This is a genomic window from Sphingomonas sp. Leaf67 (assembly GCF_001421965.1).
In the GTDB taxonomy this organism is placed as follows: domain Bacteria; phylum Pseudomonadota; class Alphaproteobacteria; order Sphingomonadales; family Sphingomonadaceae; genus Sphingomonas.
In genome coordinates this window covers 34,786-52,437 of the sequence record NZ_LMLP01000012.1, presented here as the reverse complement: position 1 = coordinate 52,437, position 17,652 = coordinate 34,786, and the positions used below count along the sequence as shown (strand labels likewise).

At 67.7% G+C, this 17,652-nt stretch carries 13 protein-coding genes; 6 read left to right on the top strand and 7 right to left on the bottom strand.

Features of this window, described 5'->3' with window-relative positions; all coding sequences use genetic code 11:
• Positions 1-2: 2 nt before the first annotated feature.
• The 5 genes from ASE90_RS07915 (at position 3) to ASE90_RS07895 (ending at position 6,155) form a co-directional block, all read left to right on the top strand.
• Positions 3-1,550, top strand: coding sequence for a cryptochrome/photolyase family protein (locus ASE90_RS07915; RefSeq protein WP_055998626.1), 1,548 nt, complete (start codon positions 3-5; stop codon positions 1,548-1,550).
• Positions 1,551-1,582: 32 nt separating this feature from the next.
• On the top strand, positions 1,583-2,404 hold the full coding sequence (locus ASE90_RS07910) for a sulfurtransferase (RefSeq protein ID WP_055998625.1): 822 nt from the start codon (positions 1,583-1,585) through the stop codon (positions 2,402-2,404).
• Positions 2,401-3,594, top strand: a complete 1,194-nt coding sequence (gene metC, locus ASE90_RS07905; protein WP_055998624.1) for a cystathionine beta-lyase — start codon at positions 2,401-2,403, stop codon at positions 3,592-3,594. Before ASE90_RS07910 ends, metC begins: the two co-directional genes overlap by 4 nt.
• Positions 3,591-4,871, top strand: a complete 1,281-nt coding sequence (locus tag ASE90_RS07900; protein ID WP_055998622.1) for a mechanosensitive ion channel family protein — start codon at positions 3,591-3,593, stop codon at positions 4,869-4,871. Before metC ends, ASE90_RS07900 begins: the two co-directional genes overlap by 4 nt.
• A 153-nt stretch (positions 4,872-5,024) precedes the next feature.
• Complete coding sequence (locus ASE90_RS07895; protein WP_055998620.1) at positions 5,025-6,155, top strand: GNAT family N-acetyltransferase; 1,131 nt, start codon at positions 5,025-5,027, stop codon at positions 6,153-6,155.
• Positions 6,156-6,159: 4 nt separating this feature from the next.
• Here ASE90_RS07895 and ASE90_RS07890 read toward each other — a convergent pair whose 3' ends face one another.
• Genes ASE90_RS07890 through ASE90_RS07880 form a run of 3 tightly spaced genes read right to left on the bottom strand, consistent with a single transcriptional unit; the run spans position 6,160 to position 9,946 of the window.
• Positions 6,160-6,477 carry a hypothetical protein gene (locus ASE90_RS07890; protein ID WP_055998618.1) on the bottom strand — a complete coding sequence of 106 codons (318 nt, stop codon included), beginning with the start codon at positions 6,475-6,477 and terminating at the stop codon, positions 6,160-6,162.
• A gap of 12 nt (positions 6,478-6,489) precedes the next feature.
• Positions 6,490-8,112, bottom strand: coding sequence for a hypothetical protein (locus tag ASE90_RS07885; RefSeq protein ID WP_055998616.1), 1,623 nt, complete (start codon positions 8,110-8,112; stop codon positions 6,490-6,492).
• Positions 8,113-8,161: 49 nt separating this feature from the next.
• Positions 8,162-9,946, bottom strand: a complete 1,785-nt coding sequence (locus tag ASE90_RS07880) for a hypothetical protein (RefSeq protein ID WP_055998614.1) — start codon at positions 9,944-9,946, stop codon at positions 8,162-8,164.
• A 95-nt stretch (positions 9,947-10,041) separates the two neighbouring features.
• Here ASE90_RS07880 and ASE90_RS07875 point away from each other — a divergent pair, with 95 nt between their 5' ends.
• A complete protein-coding gene (locus tag ASE90_RS07875) occupies positions 10,042-11,232 on the top strand; it encodes a glycosyltransferase family 2 protein (RefSeq protein ID WP_055999187.1) in 1,191 nt (396 codons plus the stop codon).
• 61 nt (positions 11,233-11,293) lie between these two features.
• On the opposite strand, the gene ASE90_RS07870 is transcribed toward ASE90_RS07875, so the two are convergent.
• From ASE90_RS07870 to ASE90_RS07855, 4 genes are all read right to left on the bottom strand, one after another.
• Complete coding sequence (locus ASE90_RS07870; protein WP_055998612.1) at positions 11,294-11,884, bottom strand: class I SAM-dependent methyltransferase; 591 nt, start codon at positions 11,882-11,884, stop codon at positions 11,294-11,296.
• A 106-nt stretch (positions 11,885-11,990) separates the two neighbouring features.
• Positions 11,991-13,208: an argininosuccinate synthase gene (locus ASE90_RS07865; RefSeq protein WP_055998610.1), complete on the bottom strand. Its 1,218-nt coding sequence runs from the start codon at positions 13,206-13,208 to the stop codon at positions 11,991-11,993.
• Positions 13,209-13,453: 245 nt separating this feature from the next.
• Positions 13,454-16,855, bottom strand: coding sequence for a chromosome segregation SMC family protein (locus ASE90_RS07860; RefSeq protein WP_055999184.1), 3,402 nt, complete (start codon positions 16,853-16,855; stop codon positions 13,454-13,456).
• 46 nt (positions 16,856-16,901) lie between these two features.
• Positions 16,902-17,633 (bottom strand): thioredoxin domain-containing protein, encoded by a 732-nt coding sequence (locus ASE90_RS07855; RefSeq protein WP_055998608.1) that lies wholly within the window; start codon positions 17,631-17,633, stop codon positions 16,902-16,904.
• Positions 17,634-17,652 lie beyond the last annotated feature (19 nt).

Genomic DNA, 17,652 nt, shown 5'->3' with positions numbered 1-17,652 from the left:
GAATGGAACGGGTGCTGATCCCGGTGCTGGGCGACCAGTTGTCGATGGGCCTGTCGTCGTTGCGCGACGCAGACCCCGGCTGCACCACGATCCTGATGATGGAGGTGGTCGAGGAGGCGACCTATGTCCGCCATCATCCCAAGAAGATCGCGTTCCTGTTCGCTGCGATGCGGCATCATGCGGCCGCGTTGCGGGAGGCGGGTTGGCGCGTCGACTATGTAACGCTCGACGATCCCGACAATGCCGGCAGCTTCACCGGCGAGGTCGCGCGGGCGGTCGAACGGCATGATCCGACGCGGATCGTCGTCACCGAAGCCGGCGAATGGCGGGTGCAGGCGATGCTGGAGGCATGGGAGACGGTCTTCGGCATACCCGTCGATGTCCGCGCCGACACGCGATTCCTGTGTTCGCACGACCGGTTCGCTGCGTGGGCGGACGGACGACGCGAATTGCGCATGGAATATTTCTATCGCGACATGCGCCGCGAGACCGGTCTGTTGATGGAGGGCGACAAGCCGGTCGGCGGCAAATGGAATTTCGATCACGACAATCGCAAACCCGCCCAGCGCGACATGCTGATGCCGCGACCGCTGTCGTTCGCACCGGACGACGTGACGCAAGCGGTGCTGGCGTTGGTCGGCGAACGCTTCGGCGATCATGCCGGGTCGCTCGACGGGTTCGACTTCGCCGTTACCCGCAAGGACGCCCTGCGCCAGCAACGCGCCTTCCTGACCCATGCCTTGCCGGGGTTCGGCGACAATCAGGACGCGATGCTGACCGACGAACCGTATCTGTGGCACGCGGTGCTGTCGCCCTACCTGAATGCCGGGCTGCTCGATCCGCTCGACCTGTGCAAGTCGGTCGAGAAGCAGTTCTTGGGCGGCAAGGTGCCGATCAACGCCGCCGAGGGCTTTATCCGGCAGGTCATCGGGTGGCGCGAATATGTTCGTGGCATCTATTGGCGCGAGGGACCGGACTATGTCGAGCGCAACTTCCTGAATGCGAAGCGCGACCTGCCCGGATTCTACTGGACCGGCGAGACCGACATGCACTGCCTGTCCCAAGCGATCGGGCAGACTTTGTCCAACGCCTATGCCCATCATATCCAGCGGTTGATGATTACCGGCAACTTTGCCTTGCTCATCGGGGCCGAGCCGCAACAGGTGCATCGCTGGTATCTGGAAGTGTATGCCGACGCCTATGAATGGGTCGAGCTGCCCAATACGCTGGGGATGAGCCAGTTCGGCGATGGCGGGCTGCTGGGGTCGAAGCCCTATGCATCGTCGGGTGCCTATATCGACCGGATGTCCGATTATTGCAGGTCGTGCCGCTATGACGTGAAGCAGCGCACCGGGCCGGATGCGTGTCCGTTCAACGCGCTGTATTGGGACTTCGTGGTCCGCAACCGCGACAAGTGCGGCAACAATCCGCGCATGGCGATGCCGTATCGCAGCTGGGACAAGATGGCCGGGGAAACGCAGCAGGCGCTCCGCCAACAGGCGGCGGGGTTTCTCGAGGCACTCGATGAACTGCCGCGGTACGGGGATTGACCGGCGGGACCGCTCGCCTAAGCCTCTCCCCCATGCAATCGCTCCTTTCCACCGCATGGCTGGCCGACCGGATCGGTACCCCCGGCCTGATCGTCCTCGACGCGACCTTCGTGCCCGTACAGCCCGATCCGCCGCGCGACGAAGCCGCGGAATATGCCGCCGCGCATGTGCCCGGCGCGCGCTTTCTCGACCTGCGTAGCCTGTCGACGGGCCAGGCGACGTCGCTGCCGACGGCGGACACCTTCGCCGGGCGGTTGGGTGCGCTCGGCGTCGGGCAGGATGCGCAGATCGTGCTGTACGACAATTCGCCGCACCATACGGCGGCGCGCGCGTGGTGGCTGTTCCGGCGGTTCGCGCCGGCGCTGCCGGTTGCGATCCTCGACGGCGGCCTGCCGAAATGGCGCAGTGAGGGCCGCCCGGCCGAGCGCGGCATCGCGACGTCCGAACCGACCCGCTTCGTCGCCGATCCCGATCTGGCCGCGGTGCGCACCAAGGCGATGATCCTTGCCGGTGATGGCGCGCAGCTGGTCGATGCCCGCTCGCCGGCGCGCTTTGACGGCAGCGAGGCCGATCCGCGCGGGCTGCCGTCGGGGCATATTCCGGGCAGCCGCAACCTGCATTATGCACGCTTCTTTCGGGACGACGGGACGTGGCGGTCCCCTGAGGAACTGGCGGCGCTGTTCGCGGGCGAGGGCGTCGATCTCGACCGGCCGGTGACGACCACCTGCGGGTCGGGCGTCACCGCCGCGATCCCCGCTTTTGCACTGCATCTGCTGGGGCGCAGCGCCGCATTGTATGACGGTAGCTGGACCGAATGGGCCGCCGATCCGCAGACGCCGAAGGTGACCGCATGAGCAAGCACGATACGCCCCAATCGCCCGCGACGCGCGTCGTCACCGGCGGCCGGCGCGATGAATGGACCGGCGGCGTGGTCAACGTACCGGTGTGGCGCGCGTCGACGATCTTGTACGACGACGTCGCCGACCTGCGCGCGGCGGCGGGCGGCGATACCCATCATCGCCTGTTCTACGGCCGGCGAGGCACGCCGACCCAGTGGTCGCTGGCCGAGGCGTTGACCGGACTGGAGCCGGGGGCGGAGGGCACGTTGCTCTATCCATCGGGGGTCGCGGCGATCACGACGGCGCTGCTCGCCTATCTCAAGCCCGGCGATCACCTGTTGCTGCCCGACAGTGCCTATGATCCGACCCGCGCCTTCGCGCTGGGAATGCTGCGCACGATCGGGGTCGAGACGACCCTGTACGATCCGATGATCGGGGCGGGCATCGCCGAGTTGATGACGCCGAAGACGCGGGTGCTGTTCCTCGAAAGTCCCGGCAGCCTGACCTTCGAGGTACAGGACGTGCCGGCGATGACCGCCATCGCGCGCATGCGCGGTATCACCACCATCCTCGACAATACCTGGGCGACGCCGCTGCTGTTCCCGGCCATGGCGCACGGGGTCGATGTGACGATCATGGCCTGCACCAAATATGTCGTCGGCCATTCCGATGCGATGCTGGGATCGGCGACGGCGGTGGCATCGCACTGGCAGGCATTGCGCGACGCGACCTATCAACTGGGCCAGCATGTCGGGCCGGACGATGCCGCGCTCGGCGCACGCGGCCTGCGGACGATGGCGGTGCGGTTGAAGCAGCATGGCGAATCGTCGATCCGGATCGCGACATGGCTCGGCGAACAGCCGGGCGTCGCGCGGGTGCTGCACCCCGCGTTGCCGGGCAGTCCGGGACACGACATCTTCGTCCGCGATTTCCGGGGCAGCGCCGGGCTGTTCGCCTTCGTCCTCGACGGCGGCAGCGACGATGCCCGCGCGGCGCTGATCGACGGCCTCACGCTGTTCGGTATCGGGTATAGCTGGGGCGGGTTCGAAAGCCTCGCGCTGCCGATCGATCCGCATCGCTATCGCAGCGTCACCCGCACCCCGGCGGAGGGGCCGATGATCCGGTTGCAGATCGGGCTGGAGGACGTGGACGACCTGATCGCCGATCTCGACGCCGGTCTGGCGCGGTTCCGGGCGACGCGGTGAACGGGATCGCCGGCTGGCTGACGGCGCGCGGCCTGCCGGTCGGGGATGGCGCGCAACTGGCCGAGGCCGGGGTGGCGCTCGGCTGCGTGCTGTTGTCGCTCGCGCTCGGCTGGTTCGTCGGGCGCTGGGCCGGGCCGGGGCTGACCGGCCTGTGGCGCGACCGGGTGGGCGACCATGCCACCGGCATCGTCGAGCGGCTGTGCGACATCGTCCGCCATCTGGTCGCGGTACTGGCGCTGGCGGTGGTGGGGAAGGCGCACGACTGGGGCGCGTTGGCCGACATCGTCGTCGGGCTTGCGCTGGGCGCGGCGGTGGCGCGGCTGGTAGTGCAGCTGTTGCGCGGCGTCCATCTGGCACGGTGGATGGCGTGGGTGGTCGGGTTCATCCTGTTCGTCGCCGTGCTGTCCGGGGCCGTCGGCGGGCTGGAGCCGATCACCGATACGCTCGACGCGATTGGATTTTCGATCGGGCGGCGGCGATTGTCGCTGCTGGCGCTGGTCAGTACCCTGCTGACCGCGGTCGTGCTGTATGCGGTCGTGCGGATCGTCAACAAACTGGTCGCGCATGGCGTCGCGCAGGCCAAGGGACTGGACCCGGCGCAGAAATTGCTGGCGCAGAAGCTGGCATCGATCGCGGTGGTGATTACCGCGTTTTTCTTCGGGATCGATGTGCTCGGCATCGACCTGACGACCTTTGCGATCTTTTCCGGTGGCCTTGGCCTTGCGGTCGGATTCGGGTTGCAGAAGACGGTCGGCAATCTGATCGCGGGCATCATCCTGTTAATGGACCGGTCGATCAAGCCGGGCGACGTGATCGTGGTCGGCGACAGCTTCGGATGGGTCAACAAGATCGGCGTGCGCGCGGTGTCGGTCATCACCCGCGACGGCAAGGAGCACCTGATCCCCAACGAAAACCTGATGACGCAGGAGGTGGAGAACTGGTCCTTTTCCGACCGCAACGTCCGGGTCCGCATTCCGGTGGGCGTGGGATACGAGACCGATTTGCGGCTGGCGCAGAAGCTGATGTTGCAGGCGGCGACCGAAAGCCCGCGCGTGCTGCGCAGTCCCAAGCCCAATGTCTGGCTGATCTCGTACGGCGACTATGCCGTCGAGCATGAGATACTGGCGTGGATCAGCGACCCCGAACAGGGCGTCGGCAATGTCCGGTCCGATGTGCTCAACCGGCTATGGGATCTGTTCAAGGAGAATGGGATCGAGATTCCGGTCCCTCGGCGCGAGCTGTTGTTCCGGGATGGGTTGAAGGTGACGAAAGACTGATCGGTTCGTCATTCCGGCGAAGGCCGGAATCCACGGACAGACCGGCGCCGCGCCTCTTACCGGGAGGGCCGTATCCATGGATCCCGGCCTGCGCCGGGATGACGGTGTGAAGGGGGCTACCCGACGCCTGCCATCACCCCTATCTTCGCCCATGTGACGACCATCACCGCCCGCATCGCCGAGGGCGTCCGCGCCGTTCCCGCCGACCAGTGGGACGCCTGCGCGGGCAAGGGCAATCCGTTCCTGTCCCACGCCTTTCTGTCGGCGCTCGAACAATCGGGCAGCGTCGGTGGACGGTCGGGGTGGCAACCGCTGCCGATCATCGTCGCCGATGCCGACGGCGTGCCGGTCGCGATCGCGCCGGCCTATGCCAAGTCACATAGTCAGGGCGAATATGTGTTCGATCACGCATGGGCCGATGCGTGGGAGCGGGCCGGCGGCGATTATTACCCCAAGCTGCAGATTGCCGTGCCCTTTACCCCGGTGCCCGGCCCTCGGTTGCTGCTGCGCGATCCGGCGCAGGCATCGGCGCTGATCGCGGCGGTCGAGGCGGTAGTCCGGCAGAACGGGCTGTCGTCGGCGCACGCGACGTTCGTCGACGAAGCGCAATTGCCGGCGTTGCAGGCGGCGGGCTGGCTGACGCGGGCGGGGACGCAGTTTCACTGGGCCAATCGCGGCTATGACAGCTTCGATGATTTCCTGAACGACCTTGCCAGCCGCAAGCGCAAGGCGATCCGCAAGGAACGTGCGGCCGCGCTCGACGGGCTGACCGTGCGGCACCTGACCGGGCGTGACATCCGGCCGGAGCATTGGGATGCGTTCTGGGCGTTCTATCAGGACACCGGCAATCGCAAATGGGGTCGGCCGTACCTCACGCGCAGCTTCTTTCCGCTGCTGTCGGAGGCGATGGGCGACGACGTCCTGCTGATCCTCGCCGAGCGCGACGGCCGGCCGATCGCGGGCGCGCTGAACCTGATCGGCGGCGATGCGCTGTACGGGCGCTATTGGGGCGCGGTGGAGGAGGTGCCGTTCCTCCATTTCGAGCTATGCTATTATCAGGCGATCGATGCCGCGATCGCGCGGCGGTTGCAGCGGGTCGAGGCGGGGGCGCAGGGCGAGCACAAGCTGGCGCGCGGTTATGTCCCGGTCACGACGTGGTCGGCGCATTTCCTGCCCGACCCTGGTTTCCACCGCGCGGTCGCCGAATTCGTCGATCGCGAGCGCGCGGCGATCGGGCAGGAGCAGGAATATCTGGGCGAGATGACCCCGTTCCGGCGGGGCTGACGCCTTACTTCCGCCCGAACATGCCGCCGAGATTGCCGAGCAGGTCGCCCGCGCCGCCCTTTGCATCGATGTCGAAGCCGAATGCCTGTGCCACCTGTCCCAGCGCGTCGGCCCCGCCGATTTCGGAAAGGATCGATTCGATCTGATGACGCGATACGCCGCTATGGTCGGCGGCGTCCTGTGCCGGGTCGGCATGGCCGGCGAACTTGCCGAGCAGGCCGATGACCGTCTGTACCTGTTCGGGGGTGATGCCAGCCTTTTCGGCAATGGCGGGCAGGTCGAAGCGGCCGGCAAGGTTCAGCGCGTTGTTGAGAAAGTCCATGAAGCGTCTCCTTTACCGGACGATGGTGTCGCGCGCCGCCATCTGGCGCGACGGGCGGCGGCGGGGTTTGGCAAACGGCCGATTGCCCAGATCGCTCCAGGTCAGCACCGGCGGGGGGATGCGGTGGTCGATCCGGAACAGCGCGCTGCTGCCATTGCGCCAGACCGGGATCAAGCCCTGTTCCAGCCGCCGGTCATATTTGGGCGGGCGGATCAGCCAGACATAGTCGAACGCGTCGCGCGGGAACTTGTAGAGCGCGCCGGCGATCGGCCGCCAATATTCGCGCGGGCATTTGACGTCGGTGACCAGTTCGGACGGGTCGTGCGAAAATCCGCGCGCCGGGAAATAGCGCACCGTCAGCAACTGCCCGCCGGCCATCGACCATTGGTCGTTGGCATAGGCCAGCCGCCGGGTCAGCGCCATGCCGGGCAGATGTTGCAGCCGGGTCATCCGCCATTCGTTGTAGCACGTCTCCCCGACGAAGGTGACCAGCCGCGCGCCGATCGGCACATGGTCGAGCGCCGCCAGTTCGCGGTCGTACGCGCGGTCGTACAGCCAGAAGCTGGCGGTGGTCGCACCGATCCGCCCGACGAAGATGGCCAGCCCGATCGCGGCCAGTACCGAGGCGTTTCGGATCGACGTACCGGGTTTGGGACGCAGGGCGATCAGGCAGATGCCGAAGAGATACGGGACCAGCCGCATATCGGCATAGGCCGACCCGAACACGATGCGCGGCAACAGGACATAGACCGCGATCAGGAACAGCGCCGACAGGCCCAGATTGCGCGAATAGCCGATATTGGGATCGCGCACCCCCTTGAACAGCACGAGATAGAAGACCGCGACCGAGGCGAGGTCGTAGAGCTGCCACCGGTCGCGCAACGTCATGGTCAGCCACAACATCTTCGCGCGCCAGTTGAACCAGTCGGCGGTCTGCCCGCCGACATGCCCGCCCGACCGCCACAACAGCATCAACAGCGCCGGCGGGGCAAGGACGAGGCAGTGGAGCCCGGCATGGAAGGCGGCGGCGAACCAGTTGCGCCGCTTGTCATGCTCGCGGATCAGTTCGGCCGATGCGGCGAGCACGCCGAGCGTCCCCCAGCCGAACGTATGGGTCAGCCAGACCAGTCCGGCGATCGGCACGAACACGATCCCGCGCAGCAGCAGCCGCCCCTGCCGCCCCAGCCGCAGCCACAGTGCAAAGGCGTTGAGCGCCAGCGCCATCGACAGCGCGAAATTGGCGAACCCGAAATGCAGCGGAAAGCTGTAAACGATCGGCAGCGCGAACAGCGCGGTGGCCGGAATGCGGCCATGCACCTCGCGCGCGATCCACAGCAGCCCGATGGCGGTCAGCGGCGGAATGGCGAGGATGATAAGCTTGACGGTCGGTTCGAGACCGAGCAGCGGTTCGAACAGCCAGACGAGCAGGTCGACGCCGAGATTGCCGATCAGGCTCCAGTCGAAATTATACCAGTCGTGAAACCAGGGGGCCTGTCCGGTGTCCCACAGTTGCTGGACGCGATATCGCCCCATATGACCGGGCAGGTCGACCATCGGCGGAACATCGGGCCACAGCAGCGGCACCGCCGCCAGTATGGCCATCAGCGCGACGAACCACCGCGTCTGCCACCACATACGGCGGTGTTCACCTGCCAACGTCTCTATTCCCCGTATGCCCGCGCCTCTAGTCGAGTCTGCGATAAAGCCGGAGCGGCGTTCCGTGCAAGGGGACACGCACAAAGCCTGGCGGCGTTCCACCATGGGTCAGGACCGTGGCGAGGCTGTTCGGATAGGTCCGCTCGACCTTGATCTCCGAAAAATCGCCGGGGCAGAACATCACATAGTCGGCCCGCCACGCCCGCACGATGGGATCGCCCACGCCCGGCGGCGACAGAAAATAACGGTACATGTCCATGTTCGCACGGTCGTTGCGGTGATAGCCCGCGCCCACCGTCTTCATATGCGTTGCCCCGATCATGTACGATGCCATGTTGGTCGGTGCCATCACGACCCCTGCGGGCAGCCGGTCGACCTGTTCCCAGGTATCGCCGCTGTTGCACGCCATCTGCGGCGTCGCGTACGCCGCCCGCCCCTTGGCAAGCAGGGCGGCGGGCGGCGGGTTCAGCCAGCGATCGATATAGGACGGAACTACCAGATACGTGACGCCGGCACCGGCCAGCCAGGCGGCCACAACCAGCAGCGGCCGTCCGTCTCGCCGTGCCGTAACGACCCACCCTGCGAGCAGCGGTACGCTGAGTGGCGCGCCGATATAGACGCCGCGGACCTGCGACAGCGTGATCAGCCCCGATACCACCACGACTGCCGCGATCGGTGCCCATAGCGGCCAGCGTCGCGAGGCATGCCACGTGGTCCAGCCGCAGGCGACGAGGCCCGCCGCCATCAACCCCGCCAGCGAAACCATGCGCCACCACAGCGTTTGCGCAAAGATGCTGTTCGCTTCGTCGATATGGGCAATGAACCGGATGCGCAGGAACGGCGATACCTGTCCGTACGGCCCGGTCATGCAGGCAGGATAGCGCGCCAGTACCAAGGCGATCACCAGTCCGCCGAGCGACGCCCCTACCCCCAGCCGCTGCCAGGGGGACGTCAGGCGCGGTGTCAGCCATGCCAGCAACGCCAGCACACCCGATACAAGGATGATCGCGCTGGCCGAGGCGGGGGTGAAGGCATCGCACAGCGTGTCCGACCAATAGGTCGGCCGCATCGTCAGGTAGAAGACCAGCGTCAGCCCGGTGAATCCGGCCGCCAGCATGGTCAGCCGCGCCGAGTCGCGCTGCCCCCGCACCGCCCAGCCGACCGCGGCGACGCCGATCAGCGCCACGACCTGCGGCGCGGTCTCCAACCCGATCATCATGCTGCACGCCAGCGCCAGTCCGGCGATCGTTGCCGCAACGCGTCCGGGCGTCATGAGCGCCAGAACCGCGATCTGGATCGCGACCACCTGCAATGCGTGATGATCGATCCGGCCGGGAATGAACAACGTCGTTCCCGGATAGGCCAGCCCGGCGAGCACCACCGCCGGCACGCCCGCACGTTCGCCCCACAGCCGCCGGGCGATACGGGCACCCAGCAGCATCGAGACGAACAGCAGCAGCAGCGGATAGCCGACCACCGTAACCAGTTCGGCAAGATAGCGGCCAAAGATCGGCGTCAGTGTCAGGATCGATGCCGCCGGGATCAGGTCGTTCAGCCGCGACCAGTGCATCGGCGAGCCCATCGGCGGCGCCATGCGATATTGCGTCCAGTCGTTCATCGCCTGCCCGCCGATCCAGTCGCGAATCTGCGCGAGGCGCATCATGTCGTCGGCATCGGGCAGGATCAGCCGAGACAACCGCCCGATATCGGCAAGTCCCCAGCTGAGCCCGAGAATCGTCACCATCGCCAGCGCGATCACGGTTTCGATCAGGCCGGGGCGGGACACGGCGCGGGCGGGGCGTGGCGAGGTCATCGCCGGCGACGATAGCCGACAATGGTTAACCGTCTTTTCAACCTTCCGGCCTAGCTTTGTGGCGTATCTGGTACAGGGGAATACGCGTGCAGGCCATGATCATCCCGACCGCGCCGGTCGATGTCCCGCATCAACCGGCCATCGACGACATCGAACTGTCGATCGTCATGCCCTGCCTCAACGAGGCGGAGACGCTCGCGCTTTGCATCCGGAAGGCCAGAACCTTCCTCGATTCCAGCGGTATTGCGGGGGAGATCATCGTCGCTGACAACGGTTCGACCGATGGGTCGCGACAGATCGCCAATGCGATGGGTGCGCGGCTGGTCGGGGTCGAGGCACGCGGCTATGGCGCGGCGCTGATCGGCGGGATCGCGGCTGCGCGCGGACGCTATGTGATCATGGGCGATGCCGATGACAGCTATGACTTCTCGGCGCTGATGCCGTTCGTCGATGCCCTGCGCGCGGGCGGCGAGCTTGTGATGGGCGATCGTTTCCGTGGCGGGATTGCCAAGGGTGCGATGCCGCTTCTGCACCGATATCTGGGCAATCCGGTACTCAGCTTTCTCGGTCGGCACCTTTTCGATTCGTCGGTCGGCGATTTCCATTGCGGGCTGCGCGGGTTCTGCCGCGACAAGGTTCTGGCGCTCAACCTCGCCTCTCCCGGCATGGAATTCGCCAGTGAAATGGTGGTCAAGGCGGTCCTAAACCGGCTCGACGTGCGGCAGGTGCCGACGACGCTTTCACTTGATGGACGCAGTCGCGCGCCGCACCTGCGCACATGGCGTGACGGGTGGCGGCACCTGCGCTTCCTGTTGACCCATGCGCCGCGGCACCTCTTTCTGTATCCGGGCATAGCGCTGGGTGCGGTCGGTGGGATCGGGGTCGCCGTCCTGTCAACGACCAGCGTCGAGCTGGGTCGCGTGGAACTGTCAGGTACGACGCTGCTGTTCTGTGCGCTTGCCGCGTTTCTGGGCAGCCAGTTGATCGGGTTCGGCGCGGTCGCCCGCCTGTATGGCGTTGCCAGCAAATTGTGGCCGACCAGTGCGGGCGTCGAGCGGTTCCGCCGCCACTTCACCGTCGAGCGCGGCTGTTTACTGGGCGGTGGGCTGTTCGTGACGGGGTTGGCCGGGCTGGGCGGCGCGGTGGCGATGTGGATGGACAACGGCTTCGGTCCGATGGAACCCGTGACCATGCTGCGGCTGACCATCCCGGCGATGCTCGCGACGCTGATCGGGTTGCAGACGGTCTTTACCAGCTTTCTGATCGGGCTGATCGACCCGCGCTGATCCGTCGGCACAAGCAAAGGGCCGCGCGGGGATTGTCTACGCGAACCCTTTTCGCCTGATGTCAGCGCGACAGGATGGTCACGAAATGCAGCCCACGGTCGAACGCCCAGCTGAACGGGCGGGGGTAGAGCGACAGGCGGCTACCGAATTCGCTCGGCTTGAGCGTCAGCCTGTCCCAGATCGCGCTCCATTCGCAACGCGAGAGGTAATTGTACGGCAAGCGCACGCCGTGTGCGGCATTGCCGACCCAGTCCATGAAGCGCAGCGTGATCCCGGCGGCGATGCCGTCCCGTAGATGGTCTTTGAGAATGACGACCTTTGCCACGCGTGCGATTTCCGCCAGCACCGCTTCCGGGTCATCGGTGTGGTGGAGCACGTCGACGACGATTGCCGCATCGAACGCCCCGTCGGCGTGCGGAATGTTCGCACCGTCATAGGCTTCGACAGGAATGGCGGTATCGAGCCGGACCAGCACGTCGATGCCGCGAATGGTGACATCGGGTCGCAGCGTCACGATCAGCGCGGCCAGATCGCCGCTGCCGCAGCCGACGTCGAGGACGCGCGCGTTTCGTGGCAGTCGGCCGGCGATCTCGCGCGCGAGTGTCGCGATGCGCCGCCCGAACACCAATTTGCCATGTAACTCACCCAACATCGCCGATTCTCCCGGTCACTCATCGGCCCCACCATGGCGGTGAAGCCAATGAAGAATGGTTAACGGCAGGCAGGTGCTGGAGGCGGCCGTGCCGCGGACGACAGACTTACCGGTCGCGACGCCCCAGCAGGCGTAGGCGCAGTGCGTTCAGCTTGATGAAGCCCGCCGCGTCGCGCTGGTCATAGGCGCCCTGATCGTCCTCGAACGTCACGACCTTTTCGCTGTAGAGCGAATTGGGCGAACGGCGGCCGGTGACATGGACGCCGCCCTTGTACAGCTTCAGCCGGACTTCGCCCGACACCTTGTGCTGGCTGTGGTCGATCGCGGCCTGCAGCATCTCGCGCTCCGGCGAGAACCAGAAGCCGTTATAGACCAGCTCGGCATAGCGCGGGGCCAGTTCGTCCTTGAGATGCGCGGCACCGCGGTCGAGCGTGATCTGTTCGATCGCGCGGTGCGCGGCGTGCAGGATCGTGCCGCCGGGCGTTTCGTACATCCCGCGCGACTTCATGCCGACGAAGCGGTTCTCGACCAGATCGAGCCGGCCGATGCCGTGCGCGCGGCCGAGGTCGTTCAGCTTGGCGAGCAGCGTCGCGGGCGACATCCCTTCGCCATCGACCGCCACTGCATCGCCGCGTTCGAACGCGATCGTGACGACCTGTGGCGTGTCGGGCGCGTCCTCCGGGCTGACCGTCCGCGAGAAGACATATTCGGGGACTTCGTCCCACGGGTCCTCCAGCACCTTCCCCTCGGACGAGGTGTGCAGCAGGTTCGCATCGGTCGAGAAGGGCGATTCGCCGCGCTTGTCCTTGGGCACCGGGATCTGATGCTGTTCGGCAAAGGCGATCAGCGCGGTGCGGCTGGTCAGATCCCATTCGCGCCACGGGGCGATGACCTTGATATCGGGCTGCAGCGCGTAATAGCCGAGTTCGAAGCGGACCTGGTCGTTGCCCTTGCCGGTCGCGCCGTGGCTGACCGCGTCGGCATTCACCTGACGCGCTATCTCGATCTGGCGCTTGGCGATCAGGGGCCGTGCGATCGAGGTGCCGAGCAGGTACAGCCCCTCGTACAGCGCGTTCGAGCGCATCATCGGGAACACGAAGTCGCGGACGAATTCCTCGCGCAGGTCGTCGATGAAGATGTGCTCGGGCTTGATGCCCATCAGCTCGGCCTTCTTGCGCGCCGGTTCCAGCTCCTCGCCCTGGCCGAGGTCGGCGGTGAAGGTCACCACCTCGCACTTATATTCCTGCTGCAGCCATTTCAGGATGACGCTGGTATCGAGGCCGCCCGAATAGGCGAGTACGACGCGGTTGATGGACTCGGCCATGGGCAGGCTCCTTGAGGCTCGCAATTTGGTGTTGGCGCGCGACTAGGCGAGGCGGGGCCGGTGCGCAAGGATGCGCGAGGGGCGCTTTCTCTCACCCGCCCCCACCGCTTGCTTCGAGCGTAGGTTCGAGCTTGTCGAGAACCGAAGTCGAGAAGGTGGTGCCACAGGTGAGGGGGTTCTCGACGGACGCTTCTCGACAAGCTCGAAGCTGCTCGAACCAAACGGGATGGGGTGGGCGAAGGAGGCTACTCCGCCGCCAGCAGACTGGTCGCGCCGCCCAGATCGACCGACACCAGCCGGCTGACGCCGCGTTCGATCATCGTCACGCCGAACAAGCGGTGCATCCGGCTCATCGTCGCGGCATTGTGGGTGACGATCAGGTAGCGGGTGTCGGTATCGGCGGCCATCCGGTCGAGCAGGTCGCAGAAGCGGTCGATATTGGCATCGTCGAGCGGCGCATCGACTTCGTCGAGGACGCAGATCGGCGCGGGGTTGGTCAGGAACAGCGCGAAGATCAGTGCGACGGCGGTCAGCGCCTGTTCGCCGCCGGAGAGCAAGGTCAGCGATTGCAGACGCTTGCCCGGCGGCTGGACGAGGATTTCGAGACCTGCTTCCAAGGGATCGTCCGAATCGATCAGTTCGAGCCGGGCCTGCCCGCCATCGAACAGCGCACCGAACAGCCGGCGGAAATGCGCGTCCACCGCTTCGAACGCCGCCAGCAGGCGTTGCCGTCCCTCGCGGTTCAGCGTGCCGATCGATCCGCGCAGCCGCTGGACCGCCTCGGCCAGATCGGCGCGTTCGGCGGCGGTTTCGCCCTGTGCGGCCTCCAGTTCGGCGAGTTCGGTCTCGGCGATCAGGTTGACCGGGCCGATCCGGTCGCGATCGGCGAGCAACCGGTCATGCGCCGCCGTCTCGGCCGCCGCGTCGCCGACCTCGGCCGCGACGAAGCCGATGCGCGGCAAGAGCGGCGGGGGGCATTGGAAACGCTCGCCCGACAGCCGGCCCGTTTCCAGCCGGCGTTGTTCATGCCCCTCGGCACGCGCCGATGCGCCGGCGCGGGTTTCGCGGGCGGCGGCGAGCATTTCGGCAATGCCGCTCACGATGCGCTCGGCGGCACGCAGGCGCGCGTCGGCGGCCTGTTCCGCAGCAGCCGTCTCGGCAGCGGCAGCGCGCAACCGGGCGAAGTCGCTTTCGATCCGCGCCAGTTCGGCGGCGAGCGCGGCGGGCCGATCGCGCAGGGCGTCGCGGTCGGCGGCGATGGTCGCCATGCGCTCGTCGATCTCGGCGATCCGGCCGGCGGCGTCGGCGGCGCGGGCGTGCCACGACGCGATCTCGCTCGCTGCCGCCCCGGCACGCTCGCGGTCGCGGACCAGCGCGGCGTCGAGCGCCGACCGGGCGGCGCGGGCGTCGGCGACCCGCATGCGGGCGGCATCGGCTTGCGCCAGCGAACCGGCGACCCTTGCGGTGGCCATGGTCCGGTCGGGCAGTTGCGCGACCGCAGCGGCGGCGCGGTCCGCATCGGCCAGTGCTTCGGCGAGGTCGCCGCGCAGACGCTGCAGGCGGGCCGCGACATCGTCGGCGCGCGCCTGTGCCCGTTCGATCGCGGCGGCAGCGCGGTCTTCGGCACGGGCGGCATCGCGGGCGGTGGTCTCGGCAGCGTCGAGCGTACGACGCGCGGCGGTCAGGGTCGTGCGCGCTTCGGTGATCGCGGTATCGGCCGAACGCAGCGCGGCATCGGCAACGTCGCGTCGATCGACCAGCGCCGGCCGCCCGTCGCGCAACAGGCGCAGCCGGTTGGTCCGCGCCAGCCGCTCCGCCGCCGCCGCTCCCGATCCGGCGCGGCTGCGCAAACCGTCCCAACGGCGGAGCGCCCCGTCGAGCGTCACCAGCCGCTGCCCGACCGCCAAGGGCGTACCCTCGTCGCGTTCGACGACCAGGATCTGCGCCAGTCGCCGGGCGAGGAGCGGGGCGGCGACATGCGCCGACAGCCGGCCAACCCCGATCGGTATCGCCGGTCCATCGGTCGGACCATCGTCACCCTGCCAATAGCGATCGTCGGCCGGATTGGTACCGGCATCGAGATCGTCACCCAGCGCCGCCGCCAATGCCGCTTCGAAGCCGGGTTCGACCACGACCGAATCGATGATCCGGGCGCGCCCGCCGCGGCGGAGCGCACGGTCGAGCGCCGCTATCTCGCTGTCGATCGCGGCGAGTTCGGCGGCGGCGGCGGCGCGGTCGGACTGGGCGCGATCCCGGGATTCCTGTGCGGACCGGTCGGCGGCTTCGGCATTGGTGATTGCCGCACGAGCCGTGTCTGCGTCGGTCAGCGCCGCGGCCCGTCGTTCGGTCGCCGCCGTGCGTTCGGCGAACAGCGGCGCGACCGCCGACAGCGCCACTTGTTCGGCGAGCAGCCGCGCTTCGTCGCGCCGGACGCGGTCGAGCCGGGCGCGGGCGGCATCGTGCGCGGCAGTGGCGACGCGCGCTTCGGCCAGTTCGGCGGCCTGTGCCGCCAGCGCCTCGGCATGGGCGGTGTCGGCCATCGCGGCGGCGCGGGTCGCCGCGTCCAGCGCGGTATCGAGCAGGGGCAGGCGGGCGGTGGCTTCGGCCAGCGTGTCGGCCAGTCGTGCGCGTTCGGCCTCGAGTCGCGCGACGGCCGTTTCGGCGTCGCCGGCCAGCGCCGCCTCGCGTGCCCGGTCCTCGGTCAGGCGCGCCGCCTGCGCCGTCAGGTCGGCCAGCCGCCGGGTCGCCGCATTGGCCTGTGCCTGCACCCGTTCGCGGGCATGGCCGACATCGCCGACCTGCTGGCGCAGGCGTTCGGCATCGGCGCGGGCGGTGGCGAGCGCCTGCGTGGCGCCGGACAGTTCGCCGGCAGCCTGTCCCTGCGCCCCGGCCTGACCGGCGACCAGCGCCTCGGCGGCCTTCGCTTCCGCCGTCGCCGCGTCGGCAGCCGCCACCGCGTCGCGCCACCGCGCATAGATCGCCCGCGCCTCCGCCACCCGGATCGCATCGGTCAGTTCACGGTAGCGCGCGGCGACCCGCGCCTGCCGCCGGAGCGTCGCGGCGCGGGCATCCTGTTCGTGCGCCATCTCGCCCAGTCGATCGAGATTGGCCTCGGTCGCGCGCAGCTTGCCCTCGGCATCCCTGCGCCGGACGTGCAGTCCGGCGATGCCGGCCGCTTCCTCCAGCATCGCGCGGCGTTCGGCGGGGCGGGCGGCGATGACCGCGCCGATCCGGTTCTGGCTGACCAGCGCGGGCGAATGCGCGCCCGTCGCGGCATCGGCGAACAGCAGCGACACGTCCTTGGCCCGCACGTCGCGACCGTTGATGCGATAGGCGGAACCGGCACCGCGTTCGATCCGGCGGACGATCTCGACCTCGTCGCCATTCGCGTCTTCGGCAAGAATCGCGACTTCGGCGAAGTCGCGTTGCGGGCGGGTGGCGGTGCCGGCGAAGATGACGTCGTCCATGCCGGCACCGCGCAGCGATTTCGCGCTGTTCTCACCCATGGTCCAGCGCAGCGCTTCGAGCAGGTTCGACTTGCCGCAGCCATTGGGGCCGACCACGCCGGTCAGCCCGGCCTCGATCACCAGATCGGCGGGATCGACGAAGCTCTTGAACCCGCCGAGCCGCAGCCGCCGGAGCGTCAGCCCCGGCGCGCGGGGGATGGCCGCGTCATCCGGCGCGGCCATGGGGTCAGGCGCCGGCGGCCTTCAGCGCCGCTTCGATCTGTGGCCAGCTGACCGCATTCTCGACCTTTTCGCCGTTGATCAGGAAGGTCGGGGTGCCGGTGACGACCGAACCGCCTTCTTCGGTGATCTTGACCACCTGTTGCAGCAGATTCTGGTCGGCGAGGCACTGGCGTGCCTTTGCTTCCGGCACGCCGCGTTGCTTGACGAAATCGACGAAGCCGGCGGCATCCGCCCATGCCGAAACCGCCTGCAACGGCGGGATCGACTGGAGCCGGGCCTGTTCGGCCTGCGGCAGCGCCTGCATCCGGTCGAGCGTGGCGGCCTGATCCTGATACATCGCTTCGAGCAGCGGGAAGAAGGTGGCGGTGCCGTTGCAACGACCGAGGACCGCCGCGGCAAGATCGGGCGCGCCATGGACGGCGAAGTCGCGGAATTCGAAGCTGACCTTGCCGGTCGAGACATAGTTGTTGATGAGCGGTTCGTTGCCTTCGCGACCGAACGCGCCGCAGGTCGGGCAGGTGCGCGAGCCATATTCGAGCAGCTTCACCGGCGCGTCGGGATTGCCGATGCGATAGCCGCCCTCCGGGGTGACCGCGACCATGTCGGACCATTTCTGTCCGGCGGGCGCGGCGACATTGGCGACCGGCGCGGCGGCGCTGCCATTACCGCCGGTATCACCGCCGCCGCCACAGGCCGACAGCGAAGCAAGCGCGATCAGGGGAAGTGCGAAACGCATGGGGAATACTCTCTTGCGA

What these genes read in the sequence shown, in the direction of transcription:
- ASE90_RS07880 (WP_055998614.1), bottom strand. Translation starts at nt 9,946, where the DNA reads ATGACCTCGCCACGCCCCGCCCGCGCCGTGTCCCGCCCCGGCCTGATC.
- ASE90_RS07865 (WP_055998610.1), bottom strand. Translation starts at nt 13,208, where the DNA reads ATGGCCGAGTCCATCAACCGCGTCGTACTCGCCTATTCGGGCGGCCTC.
- ASE90_RS07890 (WP_055998618.1), bottom strand. Translation starts at nt 6,477, where the DNA reads ATGGACTTTCTCAACAACGCGCTGAACCTTGCCGGCCGCTTCGACCTG.
- ASE90_RS07870 (WP_055998612.1), bottom strand. Translation starts at nt 11,884, where the DNA reads ATGTTGGGTGAGTTACATGGCAAATTGGTGTTCGGGCGGCGCATCGCG.
- ASE90_RS07875 (WP_055999187.1), top strand. Translation starts at nt 10,042, where the DNA reads ATGATCATCCCGACCGCGCCGGTCGATGTCCCGCATCAACCGGCCATC.
- ASE90_RS07885 (WP_055998616.1), bottom strand. Translation starts at nt 8,112, where the DNA reads ATGTGGTGGCAGACGCGGTGGTTCGTCGCGCTGATGGCCATACTGGCG.
- metC (WP_055998624.1), top strand. Translation starts at nt 2,401, where the DNA reads ATGAGCAAGCACGATACGCCCCAATCGCCCGCGACGCGCGTCGTCACC.
- ASE90_RS07910 (WP_055998625.1), top strand. Translation starts at nt 1,583, where the DNA reads ATGCAATCGCTCCTTTCCACCGCATGGCTGGCCGACCGGATCGGTACC.
- ASE90_RS07855 (WP_055998608.1), bottom strand. Translation starts at nt 17,633, where the DNA reads ATGCGTTTCGCACTTCCCCTGATCGCGCTTGCTTCGCTGTCGGCCTGT.
- ASE90_RS07915 (WP_055998626.1), top strand. Translation starts at nt 3, where the DNA reads ATGGAACGGGTGCTGATCCCGGTGCTGGGCGACCAGTTGTCGATGGGC.